Annotated in this window: 15 protein-coding genes; 13 read left to right on the plus strand and 2 right to left on the minus strand. The window is 58.7% G+C overall.

Features of this window, described 5'->3' with window-relative positions; genetic code table 11:
- The first annotated feature begins 115 nt into the window (after positions 1-115).
- The 3 genes from MC50_RS20145 (at position 116) to MC50_RS20155 (ending at position 4,042) form a co-directional block, all read left to right on the plus strand.
- On the plus strand, positions 116-1,006 hold the full coding sequence (locus MC50_RS20145; RefSeq protein WP_047665564.1) for an oxidoreductase: 891 nt from the start codon (positions 116-118) through the stop codon (positions 1,004-1,006).
- Between the two features lie 596 nt (positions 1,007-1,602).
- Entirely contained in the window at positions 1,603-2,382 is a 780-nt protein-coding gene (locus tag MC50_RS20150) for an NlpC/P60 family protein (protein ID WP_052135799.1), read from the plus strand.
- Positions 2,383-2,410: 28 nt separating this feature from the next.
- The gene (locus MC50_RS20155) at positions 2,411-4,042 is read left to right on the plus strand and encodes an esterase/lipase family protein (RefSeq protein WP_047664820.1); all 1,632 of its coding nucleotides are present in this window, start codon (positions 2,411-2,413) and stop codon (positions 4,040-4,042) included.
- Positions 4,043-4,120: 78 nt separating this feature from the next.
- On the opposite strand, the gene tynA is transcribed toward MC50_RS20155, so the two are convergent.
- Together tynA and paaZ are read right to left on the minus strand one after the other, a co-directional pair.
- Positions 4,121-6,388 (minus strand): primary-amine oxidase, encoded by a 2,268-nt coding sequence (gene tynA / locus MC50_RS20160; RefSeq protein WP_046852608.1) that lies wholly within the window; start codon positions 6,386-6,388, stop codon positions 4,121-4,123.
- 320 nt (positions 6,389-6,708) lie between these two features.
- Positions 6,709-8,754, minus strand: coding sequence for a phenylacetic acid degradation bifunctional protein PaaZ (paaZ, locus tag MC50_RS20165; RefSeq protein ID WP_047664821.1), 2,046 nt, complete (start codon positions 8,752-8,754; stop codon positions 6,709-6,711).
- Between the two features lie 286 nt (positions 8,755-9,040).
- On the opposite strand from paaZ, the gene paaA reads away from it, so the two are divergent.
- The 10 genes from paaA to pcaF are packed head-to-tail and all read left to right on the plus strand — an operon-like array spanning position 9,041 to position 17,238.
- Positions 9,041-9,970, plus strand: a complete 930-nt coding sequence (gene paaA / locus MC50_RS20170) for a 1,2-phenylacetyl-CoA epoxidase subunit PaaA (protein ID WP_032696330.1) — start codon at positions 9,041-9,043, stop codon at positions 9,968-9,970.
- An 11-nt stretch (positions 9,971-9,981) separates the two neighbouring features.
- Positions 9,982-10,269, plus strand: a complete 288-nt coding sequence (gene paaB, locus MC50_RS20175; protein ID WP_004861295.1) for a 1,2-phenylacetyl-CoA epoxidase subunit PaaB — start codon at positions 9,982-9,984, stop codon at positions 10,267-10,269.
- 7 nt (positions 10,270-10,276) lie between these two features.
- The gene (gene paaC, locus MC50_RS20180; RefSeq protein WP_046852606.1) at positions 10,277-11,032 is read left to right on the plus strand and encodes a 1,2-phenylacetyl-CoA epoxidase subunit PaaC; all 756 of its coding nucleotides are present in this window, start codon (positions 10,277-10,279) and stop codon (positions 11,030-11,032) included.
- Positions 11,033-11,044: 12 nt separating this feature from the next.
- Positions 11,045-11,542, plus strand: a complete 498-nt coding sequence (gene paaD, locus MC50_RS20185) for a 1,2-phenylacetyl-CoA epoxidase subunit PaaD (protein ID WP_032700038.1) — start codon at positions 11,045-11,047, stop codon at positions 11,540-11,542.
- 7 nt (positions 11,543-11,549) lie between these two features.
- Positions 11,550-12,620 (plus strand): 1,2-phenylacetyl-CoA epoxidase subunit PaaE, encoded by a 1,071-nt coding sequence (gene paaE, locus MC50_RS20190; protein WP_047664822.1) that lies wholly within the window; start codon positions 11,550-11,552, stop codon positions 12,618-12,620.
- Positions 12,617-13,384 (plus strand): 2,3-dehydroadipyl-CoA hydratase PaaF, encoded by a 768-nt coding sequence (paaF, locus tag MC50_RS20195; RefSeq protein ID WP_047664823.1) that lies wholly within the window; start codon positions 12,617-12,619, stop codon positions 13,382-13,384. Before paaE ends, paaF begins: the two co-directional genes overlap by 4 nt.
- A 2-nt stretch (positions 13,385-13,386) precedes the next feature.
- Entirely contained in the window at positions 13,387-14,175 is a 789-nt protein-coding gene (gene paaG / locus MC50_RS20200) for a 2-(1,2-epoxy-1,2-dihydrophenyl)acetyl-CoA isomerase PaaG (RefSeq protein WP_032700035.1), read from the plus strand.
- Between the two features lie 3 nt (positions 14,176-14,178).
- Positions 14,179-15,621 (plus strand): 3-hydroxyacyl-CoA dehydrogenase PaaH, encoded by a 1,443-nt coding sequence (gene paaH / locus MC50_RS20205; RefSeq protein WP_047664824.1) that lies wholly within the window; start codon positions 14,179-14,181, stop codon positions 15,619-15,621.
- Complete coding sequence (paaI, locus tag MC50_RS20210) at positions 15,611-16,033, plus strand: hydroxyphenylacetyl-CoA thioesterase PaaI (RefSeq protein ID WP_032687967.1); 423 nt, start codon at positions 15,611-15,613, stop codon at positions 16,031-16,033. The genes paaH and paaI overlap by 11 nt, the downstream gene beginning before the upstream one ends.
- Entirely contained in the window at positions 16,033-17,238 is a 1,206-nt protein-coding gene (gene pcaF, locus MC50_RS20215; protein WP_046852603.1) for a 3-oxoadipyl-CoA thiolase, read from the plus strand. The genes paaI and pcaF overlap by 1 nt, the downstream gene beginning before the upstream one ends.
- Positions 17,239-17,257: the final 19 nt, after the last annotated feature.

Below are 17,257 nucleotides of genomic sequence, written 5' to 3' on the forward strand. Positions count from 1 at the left end.
TGAACGCCGTGCCTGTCGTTATCCACGAACAGGACTTGCTGAATCACAGTATTTATCGCTACTGTTAATGCCTTCCCGCCATCGTGGCGGAGCTTATCATCAGGAGGCGGATATGATGTCGGAGGAGCCTACCGTTGCCCTTATCGGGCCCGGCGCGATTGGGACCACGATAGCCGCGGCGCTGCATGAAGTGGGGCGCACGCCGGTGGTGTGCGGGCGAACGTCTCATGCACAGCTGTTGCTCAGATTCGATGGCGGAGAGATTACGCTTCCCGGACCGGTACTGACCGACCCGGCGGCCATTGTGCGGCCATTTTCGCTGGTTTTCGTCGCGGTCAAGGCCACCCAGAACCCTACGATTTCCGCGTGGCTGAGCGCATTGTGCGATGAAAAAACGGTGGTGTGTGTGTTGCAGAACGGCGTCGAACAGCAGGCGCAGTTTGCCGACCGCGTTGCCGGGGCGACGGTGTTGCCTGCGGTGGTGTGGTTCCCGGCGCAGCGCGAACCCGATGCCTCCGTCTGGCTGCGAGCGACACCCCGGTTGACCTTGCCGGATCTGCCGCAGGCCCGGCTGGTACAGCAAACGCTGCAAGGGACCCGCTGCGCCGTGGATCTCGCCGATGATTTCACCACCGTCGCCTGGCGCAAGCTGCTGCAAAATGCGGTGGCTGGCCTGATGGTGCTGACGGGCCGCCGTGCCGGTATGTTCTCCCGTGGCGATATCAACGACATCGCGCTGGCCTATTTACGTGAATGCCTGCTTGTCGCGCGCGCGGAAGGCGCAAGGCTGAGCGACAGCGTACCGCAGGGAATTATCGACGGATTTCATCGTGCGCCACCCGATCTCAGTACCTCGATTCAGATTGACCGCGAAAACGGGCGGCCGCTGGAGTGGGAGATTCGTAACGGCGTGGTACAGCGCCGCGGCCGTCTGCACGGCATTCCGACGCCGCTGAGCGATCTTATCGTTCCGCTGCTGGCAGCCGCCAGCGACGGGCCGGGCTGACGGGATAAAGCGGCGGCGCTTGCAGCCGCCGGATAGCAGGCGGCATTCCGCGAGGTCTGGCCGCTGTGACTGGCAACGCGGTTGCCGTCTGTGTATGTTATCCCCTTGAGCGCTGGCAAGCGGAGATCTGCTTGCTCACTGTCCCACCGTCACACCAAAATTGTGTTTGATCTCAGCCTGCTATGTGCAAGCTGCCAATATATTTGGCGAAGAGAAGCATAGAAACTTGATCTCTTGTTAGAGCTGTCTACCATAAAAAGTAGCGCTGCGTTTAAATGCAATTCTTGCGTAGCACCATTCTTATGCTGGATATTCATTTCATTCTCTGACCTGGTTGTTGCCCGGGATATTTATGCCTGTAACTCATCGTGTCGTTGAGCGAGGTATCACATGACAAGACCTGCCTCTTATTTTAAAGATAACCTGTTTATATTTATTAAAAATGACTCCGGGCAAACATTGTAAATAACAGTCTGACTCAGCAGGTAATCGAGAGGCCAGATTTTATTTTTGGTGAGTATTAATGTTGCTGCTAATTATTGTATGCGTTGTACAAACCTGAATTTATTAAATCACCTGAATGCTACGGGGGCTCTATGTTAAAAATCGGTGATGAAGGTAAGGCGGTAGCACAATTGGTTGACGATCTCCGCAAGCTATCATTCGGTCTTGCGCCAACGGATAAATTTGATCAGGTAGTAAAAAAGTCAGTAGAAGCTTTCCAGGTGGCCAACGTGGATGCCTCAGGCCAACCGTTAATTGTCGATGGTAAAGTAGGACCACACACCCGTTGGGCTCTCGATGCTGCTTTGGGTAAACACAGCGTTGTGCTTCAACACCCGACTCTCCCGACGTTCACCCCGTCAGGGGGAAGCCATGCGGGCCTGGCCGCGCTGAAAGTCGCTCAGGCGGAGATCGGCCATGGTGAAGAAGGTTCGGATAATCACGGTCCTGATATTAAAAAATATTTCGCCGGGTACGGAAACCAGGGGCAAAGCTGGTGCGCGGCCTTTGTCAGTTACTGTTTTAACCAGGGAGCAACTGCGGTATTCGGCTATCAAACATCAGCTCAGGCATTGCATAATAAAATGAAGTCATTAGGCTATTCTTACACTCCTTCATTGAGCAATCCACCACAGCCGGGTGATATTATTTGTTGGTTGAGAGTCGATCCTAAAAAGCAGCAAGAGACTGCCTGGATGGGGCATGTTGGTATTGTTCAAGGCTATGCCGATGGCATTTTGTGGGCTATTGAAGGTAATCGTGGAGCTTACCCCTCAAAAGTGAATATCTTCCATTATTCATGGTCAGTTTTAGTTGCTTCAGCAACTAATGATAAGTTTAAGGGACTGTATGGGCTCTCGCGCCATCCCTGATAATATTTAAATTCTACAGGATAATAAAATGGCCAATAAGAAAATGCCTTTTTACCCTATTATTTATGTTCGTGGTTATGCGATGACTGATCACGATATTAATGAGACTACCGCCGATCCTTTTAATGGTTTTAATCTTGGCTCAACGATGCTGCGAGCCTCTGCGAGCCAGAAAGATCGCCCGAAGAAATTTTATTTTGAATCGCCCGTTATTCGTCTGGCCTCGGAGTTTGGTTATAGCGATGTTTTTGAGCAGGGACTGGATATCACGGACGCTGGTTGGGCGCTGGATCCGGAGGGTAAACCTACCGGAAACATCCTGGATGATAAATCGGTGATTGTGTATCGCTATTATGACGATGCGTCCACGCTACTGGGAAGGGGTAAAACGCCCGACATAGCAACGGCGGCAGTTGGACTGTCAAGCCTGCTGGCCACGATCAGGCAGCTTTTGCTGGCAAACCCCAACAGCGGCGTGCAGGAGCCCGACGACTTTCGCTGTTATCTGGTGGCCCACTCGATGGGAGGCCTTGTTTGCCGGGCTTTTCTACAAAATCAGGCGCTTGATCCGCAGCAGATGGCCAGAAGCGTCGATAAATTTTTCACCTACGCTACGCCACATAACGGGATTGAGTTTGCGGAGATTAATATCCCGAATCTTCCCTGGCAAAGTAGCGTCGCTAACTTTAATCGTGACCGTATGGCGCAGTATCTCGACCTCGAGAATGCGTACCAGCGTTATAAACGGGTCGATTTGATCCCTGAGTCCCGACTTCCCTCATCGCGCATTTTCACTATGGTAGGGACCAATCGCCTTGATTATGACGTTGCCGCCGGACTCTCGAGAACCTTTGTCGGGAACGGCAGCGATGGTCTGGTAAAAATTGAGAATGCTACGCTGAATGGTCTTAATGATGATGGCTCAATCGGCGCGCCTTGTGCGAAAGCCTTCACCTATCGCGCCCATTCCGGCTATTTCGGTATTGTGAATAGCGAAGAAGCTTTCCAGAATCTGGCACGCTTTCTTTTTGGCGATGTCCGCGTGGATATATGGTTGGAACTTAAGGACATTCGTCTTCCGGATGCGGCGCTAAAAGCGGCCGGTGGAGAGGCGAATAAGATTGACGCAATCTATCAGATAGAAGCTATTGCCTCTCCCCGGGGTAAACCCTGGTCGTTAACCCGACGTGTCGCCGAAGAAGATTCCGTTGCCTGTGTGACGCAAAAAGAGTGGAATACACAGGGACATGCTACGCAATATCTCTCGAGCGTCTTCTTGTCCAGGCGTGCGCGAGTGAATAAAGCCCGGCGCTCTCTGGCCTACAGCCTGGTACTGGGAGTGAAAATTCCCGATTACGAAATAGAAAAGCGATTCTGGTTTAACGAACACTATGAAGGGGGGTATTTGTTCCGCAACTCTCTGATCCTTGAAATTGTTCCTCCGGCAAATGACGACAGCCCCTGGCGGATAAAATATGCCTGGCAGGACTCAGGGGTTTCCAACGCCGATATTATTCTGGACCCGCAGCAAATCGCCGATAATGCCTGTGAGGTCACGATTCCCGTAGAAAGTGTCTCTATCGATACCAAAGGCAATAAACGGCCTTCGGTGCCGGGGATCTCTGGGGCGTTGCGTTTTAAAGTCCAGCTCTGGAACTGAGAAGCGTGCTAAAAGCGATAGCGCCACCGAGGTTACCCCCGGTGGCGGGCAGATTTCTCTCTCAGGCCTTGCGACAAACTACTTTTTCTTTTCGCCCAGCGTCGGGGTTTCGTCAAAGAAGTTCCACGGTTTCAACAGCGCATGCGCCCATTCGGTCGGCATAATCGGCCACTCCTCCGCGCGCGCCACGTGGGTGGTGCCGGTGGTTATCCAGACCACGTCATCGTGGTTGGTCAGCGACTCGTTATCCTTTGCATAGGCGCCAAGGCCAGTGTCATGGATCGAACGGTTCGGATATTTCCCTTCCGGATAACGCTCCGACTGATGATAGCGGGTGACCCACAGCTGCTTATCCATAAAGCTCAGACGGTGATAAATCCACTCATCCGGCGCGAATTTGGCGCCGGTTGCCGCCGGGTGAGTGCCGCCCGCGTAAGGGATAATCTGATACGACACCGGGTTACCCATCCGGTTCTCTTTGGTGGTATTACTCAGCAGGCGAATGGTGCCCGGGTCGAACTTCTGCGCCGCTTTTTGTTCGCTGTCGATGGTGTACTGGTTAATCTGCATGGTGCTGGTGCGCGGGCCACCGGCGGTATTGGGCTTCACTTCCGGGTCCATGGCCACCAGCGAGTTGTTCTCGCCGTCAACGTCAAGGTCAAGGCGGAAATTGTAGATATGCTGGTGCGTGGTGCCGACGATGTTATGGTCGATCAGCGTCCCGTAACGGGTATCTTCTTTCGCGCTCGGATCGTGCATGGTCTTCGCCATAACGCCTTTGACCGCTTCGATTCCGGTGGCGCCGGCGTCGATGCCGATGGTGCCGTTCTCGTGGAACACCCAGTCAAAGATATAGTCGTAGTTGCCGACGGTACTGATCCAGCGGACCACCAGCTCGCGTCGTTCGGTGCTGACGTTCGGTTGCCCCATCTCCTGGTGTTTGTATTCCGGACCGGCATAACGCTCGAAGATTGCGATAGCGTGCGGGATAGTGGTTGGCGCGCCGGTATAATCAGCAATGGTTTCATCCAGCAGCACCGAGTTCGCCGGCGCATCTTTACCGCGGACAATTGGCGAGGTCAGGGTGCCCATGCCGTAGTCGCCGGAGTCGAGATAGGCTTTGAAGTACCAACCCACGTCCGGGTCACCATAAGGCACGATCATCCCGCCCAGCGAGCCTTCATACATCACCTGACGTTTCTGCCCGTTGTCGTTGTAGGTCACGGTGGAGAGAATCGGCCCGACGCGGGAGTTCAGCCGCAGGTGGAAATCCCAGTTCTGCCAGTGAATCGTGTCGCCGGTAATGGTGTAATTTTTGCCTTCCGGCTCGGTAATATCCAGCGGTTTAACCGCGGCAGCCACGCGGTCGCGACCATCATAAGGGCGCGATTCCATCGGCACCGGGATCACCGGACCCTCTTCAATTTTGATGATTTTCTTCTGCTCAAGATCCACCACGGCGACCAGGTTTTCAATCGGGTGCGCCCAGTAGTTGCCGTCGCCGGTATCCAGATAGCTCACCACTTTCAGCAGACGTGAATCCTGCTTCAGGCCATCTTTGCCGTCAAAATAACCGACGGTCAGCGGAGTGGTGATGACTTTTTTGCTGTCGGTGATGCCGTGTTTTTTGAGCACTGCGGCGAATTCGGCACTGGCGTTAATAATGTTCTGCACGCTGACGAAATCATCCAGCAGGACCATGCCGTGGGCGTCTTTAATTGGCTGCCAGGAGAGTATTTTCTTATTCTGTAAATCCACCACGCTTTCGATGACGTGTTTACCATCGAGCATCACCACGTCAGCGGTGCGCGGCGCCTCAACGGCGGTTCCTTTTAACGCGAAGGCCCACACCGCCGCTTTATCCGGCTCGTGCAGTGAGATTTCGGTAAAACGGGTGTTGGGGCGGAATTGCGGCGAGGCTTTGACAATCGTCACCGCTTCGCTGATTTCCGCCGCGGATAACGAGTTGAGCGGATGCGGGCGTTTCTCGACCTGGAAGGTCTGATCAAGACCGGACTGGAAGACATCGTTGATAAAGGTATCGGAGACCCACGCCTTACCGTCTTTCATCACCACCGGAACCTGTAAATCCAGCGACTTACCGTTGACGATGGCCGTTTTCGCACCGGGCTTCACTTTGACGTAGGCGCCATCCTTCATCAGGGTAAACATCTGGGCATAATCATCCCACTGCACGTCGGCACCAAACGCCTGCAGCGTTTTGTCCATTGGGACCATATGCGCTTCGTCGCCGTGCGCAAACACCGGTGATTGCCAGGCACAAAACAGCGCAACGGCCAGGGCTAAGGCTGTTTTACGCGGGGAACGAATTGAGTTATTTGCCATTGTGACCTCATCTTATATTTATATTCCCGTCATGCTTTGGGTTGCATCTACGGTGACCACGCGTCCCTGCTGATTGTCTGCAACGCCAATGATGCCGGCGAGTTGTGTTGTCGCTTGCCGCTGCGAAATGCCGGCTTTACTCGCTTTAACCTACCAGCGGTTGGCCGGTTGGCGTTTGTGTGCTCTTGCCAGGTTGTTTGTCAGATTTGCCAGTTATGCCCGGAGCAAGCGGGCGGGGCACAAAAAATGCCTCCGCAGAGGCATCGGGTACCGGCCCGGCGCGCCCGGCGTTAGCCGGAACGGCGGGGGACAGGCATTGGTTAAACCGCGAAGTCGCCGTGCTGACGGGCCACCAGCGTCAGGATGGAATAGAGCGCCACCGGCTGCTGGTGCTGGTTGAATATCTCTACCGCCCACTCCACCACCCCGGTCGCTTTCTCCTCGGCGCTACGCTGGCGCTTCACCGTTTTACGCTTGCAGGTCAGACGCACCTGAATGGTGTCGCCCGGCTTCACCGGTTCGATAAAGCGCAGGTTTTCCATGCCATAGTTGGCGATGACCGGCCCGACGCCGGCATCGACAAACAGCCCGGCTGCCGCGGAGATCAGGAAGTAACCGTGGACCACGCGCTCGCCAAAAATGGAGTCCGCGGCGGCAATTTTGTCCATATGGGCATAGAAGTGATCGCCGCTGAGGCAGGCAAAATTGACGATATCCGCTTCGGTCAGGGTGCGACGCGGGGTCAGCAGGCTATCGCCAGGCTGGATCTGTTCAAAATATTTACGGAACGGATGAATACGGTCCTCGCTGACTTCGGCGCCGCGAACCCACTGCTGACCGATGGCGGCCAGCATCGTCGGGCTGCCCTGAACCGCAGTGCGTTGCATATAGTGTTTTACCGCGCGCAAACCGCCGAGCTCTTCGCCGCCGCCGGCACGACCCGGCCCGCCATGAACCAGCTGCGGCAGCGGTGAACCGTGACCGGTGGACTCGACGGAAGAGGCCTCGTTGAGGATCTGGATACGGCCATGTGAACGGGCGGCGCCGAGGATAAACTCGCGCGCCAGCTCGCCGCTGGCGGTCACCAGCGTTCCGACCAGACTGCCTTCCCCGGCGCGCGCCAGCGACAGCGCGTGCTCGCGATGTTGATACGGCATCAGGGTGGCAACCGGGCCGAAGGCTTCGATGGCATGCACCGCCGGCGTTTCATCCGGCTGCGGGCAGAACAGCAGCGTCGGCGGGAAGAAGGCGCCGGCGGCGTTAAGATCGGCCTTGCCGCCGAGCAGAACTTCGCACCCGGCCTGAATCAGCGCGTTCACCTTGTCCTGTACATCCTGGCGCTGGTCATGGCTGACCAGCGCGCCCATTTTCACCCCTTCCTGCGCCGGATCGCCGACGGTCACTTTTTGCAGACGGGCAATCAACGCTTCGCTGACCGCATGAAGCTGGGCCTGCGGAACGATGATGCGGCGGATAGCGGTACATTTCTGCCCGGCTTTGGTCGTCATCTCGCGCACCACTTCGCGGATAAACAGGGCAAATTCCGGCTGCCCGGGAGTAATGTCCTCTCCGAGCACGCAGCAGTTCAGCGAATCGGCCTCCATGGTGAAGGGGATCGATTTCGCGACCAGGTTAGGGTGAACACGCAGCTGCTGGCCGGTATGGGCGGAGCCGGTAAAGGTCACCACATCCTGGCTATCCAGATGATCAAGCAGATCGCCCGCGCCGCCGCAAATCAGGCTGATGGCCCCGTCCGGTACCAGTCCGCTCTCGACGATAGACTTGACCATCGCCTGTGTCAGCTGAGCGGTGGCGGTTGCCGGTTTGATGATGGCCGGCATGCCGGCAAGCCAGGTTGGCGCCAGCTTTTCCAGCATGCCCCAGCAGGGGAAGTTAAAGGCGTTGATATGCACCGCGACGCCGGATTTTGAGGTCAGAACGTGGCGGGCGGCAAAGCCCCCCTGTTTCGACAACGGGATCAGTTCATCTTCCGGCCACAGCGTATCGTCCGGCAGCTCGCGACTGCCGAGGCTGGCGTAGGTAAACAGCGTGCCGATCCCCCCTTCAATATCAACCCAGCTATCGGCTCGGGTCGCCCCGGTTTGCGCTGAAATGGCATAAAACGCCTCTTTTTCTGCCAGCAGGTGTTTCGCTACCGCTTTCAGCATCGCGCTGCGTTCGATAAAGGTCATGGCCTGTAACGCCTTAGCGCCGCGGTCGATGGCAAAACGGCGCGCCTGTGCCATATCCAGCCCTTCGCTGGTGACTTCCCATAATGTCTCACCGCTGATGGCGTGGCGAAGCGGGCGGGCGTGGCCCCGACCGCTCTGCCAGGTGCCGGATAAATAGCTGGCTAACTGCTGCATGGTGAATCTCCAATATGTTACGTGAAATCTCTATAAATAGTTATTTTATGAATCATGAAATGCAAGCGACTATTTAATAATTTATTAACATTGTGATCGCGGGCGCGTCGTGTCCTGCCGCTTCCGGCCTGCGGTGTCGCGGTCTGGTGGCGATTTTTTGTCGTCATCATCACAAAAAACACAAACAAAATTTGTGGTTTTATTTAACCTGAGTGTAACTTTTATAAAACAAAGTGATTCACAAATGCGTATTTGTTGAATTTATTGGAATCATAAAGGTGATGACGTGACAGAAGAACAACGCTTTGACCAGCGTATCGCGCAGGATACGGCCATCGAACCGCAGGACTGGATGCCGGATGCCTACCGCAAGACGCTGATCCGCCAGATTGGCCAGCACGCGCACTCGGAAATTGTCGGCATGCTGCCGGAGGGCAACTGGATTACCCGCGCGCCGACGCTGCGTCGGAAGGCGATTCTGCTGGCGAAGGTGCAGGATGAGGCCGGACACGGCCTGTATCTGTATAGCGCGGCGGAGACGCTCGGCTGCGCCCGGGAAGATCTGTATCAGAAGATGCTCGACGGGCAGATGAAATACTCCTCGATCTTTAACTACCCGACGCTGAGCTGGGCGGATATCGGCGTGATTGGCTGGCTGGTCGACGGCGCCGCTATCGTCAACCAGGTGGCGCTGTGCCGGACTTCCTACGGTCCCTACGCCCGGGCGATGGTCAAAATCTGCAAAGAGGAGAGCTTTCACCAGCGTCAGGGGTTTGAAGCCTGTATGGCGCTGGCCGAGGGCAGTGAAGCGCAGCGTCAGATGTTGCAGGATGCGATTAACCGCTTCTGGTGGCCGGCCCTGATGATGTTTGGCCCGAGCGACGATAACTCGCCGAACAGCGCCCGCAGCATGGCGTGGAAAATCAAACTGCACTCCAACGACGAACTGCGTCAGCGCTTTGTCGATAACACCGTACCGCAGGTCGCGATCCTCGGCATGACCGTGCCGGACGCCGATTTGCAGCTGGATGAAGCGACCGGGCACTACCGCTTTGGCGAAATCAACTGGCAGGAACTGAATGAAGTGATCAACGGGCGCGGCATTTGTAACCACGAACGCCTGGCCGCCAAGCGTAAAGCCTGGGAAGAGGGGGCATGGGTGCGGGAAGCCGCGCTGGCGCATGCGCAAAAACAACACTCCCGCGACGCGGCATAAGGAGAAGCATGATGAGCAACGTTTACTGGCCGTTATATGAAGTATTTGTCCGCAGCAAGCAGGGGTTATCCCATCGTCACGTCGGCAGTCTGCACGCCGCCGATGACCAGATGGCGCTGGAAAATGCCCGCGATGTCTACACCCGGCGCAGCGAAGGCTGCTCGCTGTGGGTGGTGAAAGCCAGCCAGATAGTCGCATCCCAGCCGGAAGAACGCGGCGAGTTTTTTGATCCGGCGGAGAGCAAAGTCTATCGCCATCCGACTTTCTACAGCGTGCCGGACGGCATGGAACATATGTGAGGCAACGATGAACAACCTCAATCCCGTTGCAACCTATGTGCTGCGTCTCGGTGATAACGGCCTGGTGCTGGCCCAGCGCTTGGGCGCGTGGTGCGGCCATGCCCCGGAGCTGGAAATTGACCTCGCGCTGGCTAATATCGGCCTCGATCTGCTGGGCCAGGCGCGCAACTTCCTCAGCTATGCGGCTGAGCTGGCGGGGAGCGGCGATGAAGATACCCTGGCCTACGGCCGGGATGAACGTCAGTACGGCAATCTCCTGCTGGTGGAACAGCCGAACGGCAACTTTGCCGATACCATCGCCCGCCAGTTCTTTATCGATGCCTGGCATGTGGCGCTGTTTACCCGGCTGGTAAACAGTCGTGACGCGCAAATTGCCGCCATCGCCGCCAAGGGGCTCAAGGAGGTGCGCTATCACCTGCGCTTCAGCCGCGGCTGGCTGGAACGTCTGGGCAATGGCACTGAGGTATCGGCGCAAAAAATGCAGCAGGCGGTCGACGATCTGTGGCGTTTTACCGGGGAGTTGTTCCTCGCCGACGCGCTGGAGATTGCCCTTGTTGAGCAGGGTATCGCCGTTGACCCCCGCGACCTGCAGGCGGAGTGGCAGAGCACGGTTCACACCGCGCTGCTTGATGCCGGTCTGCAGATCCCGCAAGAGGCGGCGTTTCGCCACGGCGGCAAACAGGGACTGCACAGTGAACATCTCGGGCCGTTGCTGGCGGAAATGCAGTATCTGCAACGCGCTTATCCCGGTCAGCAGTGGTAACAGGAGGTGGCTATGCAACGTCTCGCCGCTATCGCACCCGCAGAAGTCCACGCTATCTGGGCACTGTTAAGTGAGATCCCCGATCCGGAAGTGCCGGTGCTGACCATTACCGACCTTGGCATGGTGCGCAGCGTGACACCGCACGGTGAAGGCTGGGTGATTGGCTTTACGCCGACCTACTCGGGCTGCCCGGCGACCGAGCATCTGCTGGGGGAGATTCGCGCAACGATGGCCCGCCACGGCTATACGCCGGTGCAGATTGTCCTGCAGCTTGACCCGCCGTGGACCACCGACTGGATGAACCAGGATGCCCGCGAGCGTCTGCGCCAGTACGGCATCAGCCCGCCGCAGGGGCACGCCTGCCATGCCGGTCTTCCGGATGAGGTGGTTTGCCCGCGCTGCGGCAGCGTACACACCACGCCGATCAGTGAATTCGGTTCGACGGCCTGTAAAGCGCTTTACCGCTGCGACAGCTGCCGTGAACCCTTTGATTACTTTAAATGTATTTGAGGTTGCCATGACGACGTTTCATTCGCTTACCGTCGCGAAAGTGGAGCCGGAAACCCGCGATGCGGTGACCATTACCTTTGCGATTCCCGACGCGCTGCAGGCGGAATATGCCTTCCGTCCGGGCCAGCATCTGACCGTGAAAACCCGCCTCGGCGGGGAAGAGCTGCGCCGCTGCTACTCCATCTGTCGCAGCCGCTCGCCGGCGGAAATCAGCGTGGCGGTCAAAGCCATCGACGGCGGACGTTTTTCCCGCTATGCGCAGAGCGATATCTGCCAGGGCATGGTGCTGGAGGTGATGGTGCCGCAGGGGCATTTCGGCTACCAGCCGCAGGCCGGGCGCGAGGCTGACTATCTGGCGATTGCCGCCGGATCCGGTATCACGCCGATGATGGCGATTATTGGCGCCACGCTCGCCACCGAAGCGCATAGCCGCTTCACCCTGATTTATGGCAACCGCAGTAGCAGCAGCATGATGTTTCGTCAGGCGCTGGCGGATTTAAAAGACCGCTACCCGCAGCGGCTGCAGGTGGTGCATCTGTTCAGTCAGGAGTCGATGGACAGCGATTTGCTGCAGGGGCGCATTGATGGCGACAAACTGCGCGCGCTCTCTGCCAGACTGCTCGATTTCAGCCGCTTCGACGAGGCCTTTATTTGCGGTCCGGCGGTGATGATGGATGAAGCTGAAGCGGCGCTGCGCGAGCTGGGGATGGCGGAAAACCAGATTCATCTTGAGCGCTTTAATACCCCCGGAAGTCGCGCTAAACGCGCCACCGGCGTGCAGGCTGAAGGCCGCACCGTCACGATTCGTCAGGACGGCCGCGATCGGCAGATTGCCCTCACCGCGGAAGATGACAGCATTCTGGATGCGGCGCTGCGCCAGGGGGCGGATTTGCCCTTCGCCTGTAAAGGCGGCGTCTGCGCCACCTGCAAATGTAAAGTGCTGCGCGGCGAAGTGGCGATGGCGGCCAACTACAGCCTGGAAGCGGACGAACTGGCTGCCGGATATGTGCTGAGCTGCCAGGCGTTGCCGACCAGCGGCGACGTGGTGGTCGACTTTGACGCAAGGGGAATGGCATGAGCGATCTGCTGATAGCCCGTCACCAGCGGGTCCTGCTGCTGACCCTGAATCGTCCGCAGGCGCGTAATGCCTTGAATAACGCGCTGCTGACGCAGATTGCCGACGCGCTGGACGCGGCGGCGTCTGACCCGGATATCCGTGCCTGCGTGATCGGCGGCAACCGCCGTTTCTTTGCCGCCGGCGCCGACCTGAACGAAATGGCGGAAAAAGACCTGCCCGCCACGATGGACGATATTCGCCCGCGTCTGTGGGCGCGGATTGATGCCTTTCCGAAACCGCTGATCGCCGCTGTGAACGGCTACGCCCTTGGGGCGGGCTGCGAGCTGGCGCTGCTCTGCGACCTGGTGGTGGCGGGCGATAACGCGCGCTTCGGCCTGCCGGAGATCACCCTCGGCATTATGCCTGGCGCCGGAGGCACCCAGCGTCTGATCCGCTGCGTAGGGAAAGCGCTGGCCAGCCGGATGGTGCTGAGCGGCGAAAGTATTGATGCGCCGCGGGCGCAACAGGCCGGTCTGGTGAGTGAGATAACCCCAGCGCTGTTGACCGACGAATATGCCCTGAAGCTGGCGGCGACCATCGCCGGTCATTCACCGCTGGCGCTGCATGCGGCGAAACAGTCGCTGCGCCAGGCGCAGGAAGTGAGCCTTCAGGCCGGTCTTCAACAGGAGCGCCAGCTGTTTACATTGCTGAGCGCCACCGACGATCGCCGCGAAGGTATTGACGCCTTCTTACAAAAACGAACCCCGGAATTTAAAGGACGCTAATCGTGGACGCTTTTATTCTCAGCGAAGTAGAACAGGGTGTGATGACGATTACCCTTAACCGCCCGGATCGTCTTAACAGCTTTAACGACCTTATGCATCAGCAGCTGGCGGCCTGTCTGACTCAGGCCGAGCGCGATGACAACGTGCGCTGCCTGCTGATTACCGGTGCCGGACGCGGTTTTTGCGCCGGCCAGGATTTAAATGATCGCAACGTCGACCCCAGCGGTCCGGCGCCGGATCTGGGCCTGTCCGTTGAGCGTTTCTATAACCCGCTGGTGCGCCGTCTGGCGGCGCTGCCGAAGCCGGTGATTGCCGCGGTGAACGGCGTGGCGGCCGGCGCGGGCGCCACCCTCGCCCTGGGCTGCGATATTGTTCTCGCCGCGCGGTCGGCGAATTTTGTGATGGCCTTCAGCAAGCTGGGGCTGGTACCCGACTGCGGCGGTAGCTGGTTCCTGCCGCGAGTGGCCGGGCGCGCCCGGGCAATGGGGCTGGCGCTGCTGGGTGAGAAGCTCAGCGCCGAACAGGCCGCTCAGTGGGGGATGATCTGGCAACTGGTGGAGGATGCCGAGCTGGCCGATACCAGTCGTCAGCTGGCCCGCCATCTGGCGACGCAGCCGACCTTCGGGCTGGGGCTTATCAAAAAAGCGCTCCAGGTCTCGGAGACCAACGGCCTCGATGCGCAGCTGGATCTTGAGCGCGACTATCAGCGTCTGGCCGGACGCAGCGATGACTATCGGGAAGGCGTCAGTGCCTTCCTGGCGAAGCGTCCTCCACAGTTCAGCGGGAAATAGACCATGAGCCAAACACTGCAAACCGTCGCCGTGATCGGCGCCGGCACGATGGGGGCCGGCATTGCGGAAGTGGCCGCCGCGGCCGGACATCCTGTCCTGCTCTACGATATCGCCACCGAGGCGCTGACCCGCGCGGTGGAAGGCATTCGTCAGCGTCTGGCCGCCCGCGTGGCGCGAGGCAAGCTGACGGCGGACCAGGCGGATGCGCTGGTCTCCCGCCTTGTTCCGGTCACCGAGTTAGCCGCGTTGGCCGACGCCTGGCTGGTGATTGAAGCGGCGTCAGAGCGCCCGGATGTCAAAAAAGCGCTTTTCAGCCAGCTGGCGGCGATCTGCTCCCCGTCAACGCTGCTGACCAGCAATACCTCATCGATCTCCATTACCGCCATTGCCGCCGATGTAAAGCACCCTGAACGGGTGGCCGGTCTGCACTTCTTTAACCCAGCGCCGGTGATGAAACTGGTGGAGGTGGTGAGTGGTCTGGCGACATCGCCGGAAGTGGTTGAACAGCTGTGCCGGTGCGTTACGGCATGGGGAAAGCAGCCGGTACGCTGCCGTTCGACGCCGGGGTTTATCGTTAACCGCGTGGCGCGGCCGTTCTACGCCGAAGCGTGGCGGGCGCTGGAGGAGCAGGTGGCTCCCCCGGCGGTGATTGATGCCGCGCTGCGCGACGGCGGCGGTTTCCCGATGGGGCCGCTGGCGTTGACCGACCTGATTGGTCAGGACGTCAACTTCGCCGTCACCTGTTCGGTGTTTAACGCGTTCTGGCAGGACCGCCGTTTTCTGCCGTCGCTGGTCCAGCAGGAGCTGGCGCTGGCCGGGCGTCTGGGCAAGAAGAGCGGACAGGGCGTCTATCGCTGGCCCCTTGAGAGCGCATCCGTGCCGGCGCTGGCCGCTGTGGCTGAAACCTGCGGGGCCAAAGCAGTCCATACAACAGGTGACAGTGTCACCGGCAGGGTCACGATCGCCCTGGACGACGTTCGTGTGCTGGAAACGGAAGGCGAAACCGCCCAGGCGCTGAGCGTGCAGTATGGCTGCCCGGTGGTGGTATATGACTATTGCGCGGGTGACACCGTGGTTCTGGCAACGGCGGCGACGAACCCGGCGTCGGCGACCGACAAAGCGGTGCGCTATTTCCAGCAGCAGGGCAAGAAAGTGCTGCTGATTGCCGATTATCCCGGTCTGCTGGTCTGGCGTACCCTCGCCATGCTGATTAATGAAGCGCTCGACGCGGTGCAAAAAGGGGTCGCCAGCCCGGAAGATATCGATACCGCGATGCGCCTGGGCGTCAACTACCCGCATGGCCCGCTGGCGTGGGGCGAATCGGTGGGCTGGCAGCGCGTGCTGCGCATGCTGGAAAACCTGCAACAGCACTATGGCGAAGAGCGTTATCGCCCCGGTTCCTTACTGCGCCAGAAAGCGCTTGTGGAGCAGCGTAATGAACAATGAGGCCTGGCGCAACGCGCGCGCGATGTACGAAAAAGATACCTGCGCCAGAACCCTGGGCATCGAGATGATTGAAATGGATGACGGCTATGCGCAGATGAGCATGACCGTCTCGCCAGCCATGCTTAACGGCCATCAGACCTGTCACGGCGGACAGCTGTTTTCGCTGGCCGATACCGCCTTTGCCTACGCCTGCAACAGCCAGGGGCTGGCGGCGGTGGCATCTGCCGCCAGTATCGACTTCCTGCGTCCGGCGTTTGCCGGCGACCGGCTGGTCGCCACGGCGCGGGTGAAGCAGCAGGGGAAACTGACCGGCGTCTACGACATTGAAATTGTTAATCAACAACAAAAGATTGTGGCCCTGTTTCGCGGCAAATCGCACCGCATCGGCGGCACAATAACGGGAGAAGTCTGATGCGTGACGCCTTTATCTGTGATGGGATTCGTACGCCGATTGGTCGTTACGGCGGGGCGCTGGCCAGCGTTCGCGCCGATGATTTAGCCGCCATTCCACTGCGAGAGTTGCTGAGCCGTAACCCGGGTCTCGATCCCTCGGTCATCGATGATGTGATTTTCGGCTGTGCGAACCAGGCCGGGGAAGATAACCGCAACGTGGCGCATATGGCGACCTTGCTGGCGGGATATCCGCAGACGGTCTCCGGCACCACCATCAACCGGCTGTGTGGTTCCGGCCTGGATGCGATCGGCTTTGCCGCACGCGCCATCAAAGCCGGCGACGCGGATCTGCTGATTGCCGGCGGCGTGGAATCGATGTCGCGGGCGCCGTTTGTGATGGGCAAAGCCAGCGCGCCGTTCCAGCGCCAGGCCGAGCTGTTTGATACCACCATCGGCTGGCGTTTTGTGAACCCGCTCATGCAGCAGCAATTTGGCACTGACAGTATGCCGGAAACGGCAGAGAATGTAGCTGAATTGTTAAACATCAGCCGGGCCGATCAGGATGCCTTCGCTTTTCGCAGCCAGCAGCTGACGGCGAAAGCGCAGCGGGCGGGGATTCTGGCGCAGGAAATCGTGCCGGTGCAAATTATTGGCAAGAAAGGGGCGGTGAGCGCGGTTCGCGAGGACGAACACCCGCGGGCGGAGACCACCCTTGAACAGCTGGCCGGGCTAAAAACGCCGTTTCGCAAAGGCGGCGTGGTCACCGCCGGAAACGCCTCCGGGGTGAACGATGGCGCCGCCGCGCTGATTATCGCCAGCGAACAGCAGGCGCGGGCGCAGGGGTTAACCCCACGTGCACGAATTGTGGCGATGGCGACCGCGGGCGTGGAGCCCAGGTTTATGGGGCTGGGGCCGGTGCCGGCGGTACGCAAAGTGCTGGAGCGCGCCGGACTGAATATTAACGATATGGATGTTATCGAACTGAACGAAGCCTTTGCTGCGCAGGCCTTGGGCGTGCTCAGGCAGCTGGGGCTGGCGGACGATGCGGAGCATGTTAACCCCAACGGCGGTGCTATCGCCTTAGGTCATCCCTTGGGAATGAGCGGCGCGCGGCTGGCATTGAGCGCCAGCCTGGAGCTGCAGCGACGGAACGGGCGCTATGCGCTGTGTACGATGTGTATTGGCGTGGGTCAGGGCATTGCCATGATCCTTGAGCGAGTGTGAGCGACTTTACCTGCGAGTA

Origin of the sequence: Klebsiella planticola, from assembly GCF_000783935.2 — a bacterium.
GTDB lineage: Bacteria > Pseudomonadota > Gammaproteobacteria > Enterobacterales > Enterobacteriaceae > Klebsiella > Klebsiella planticola.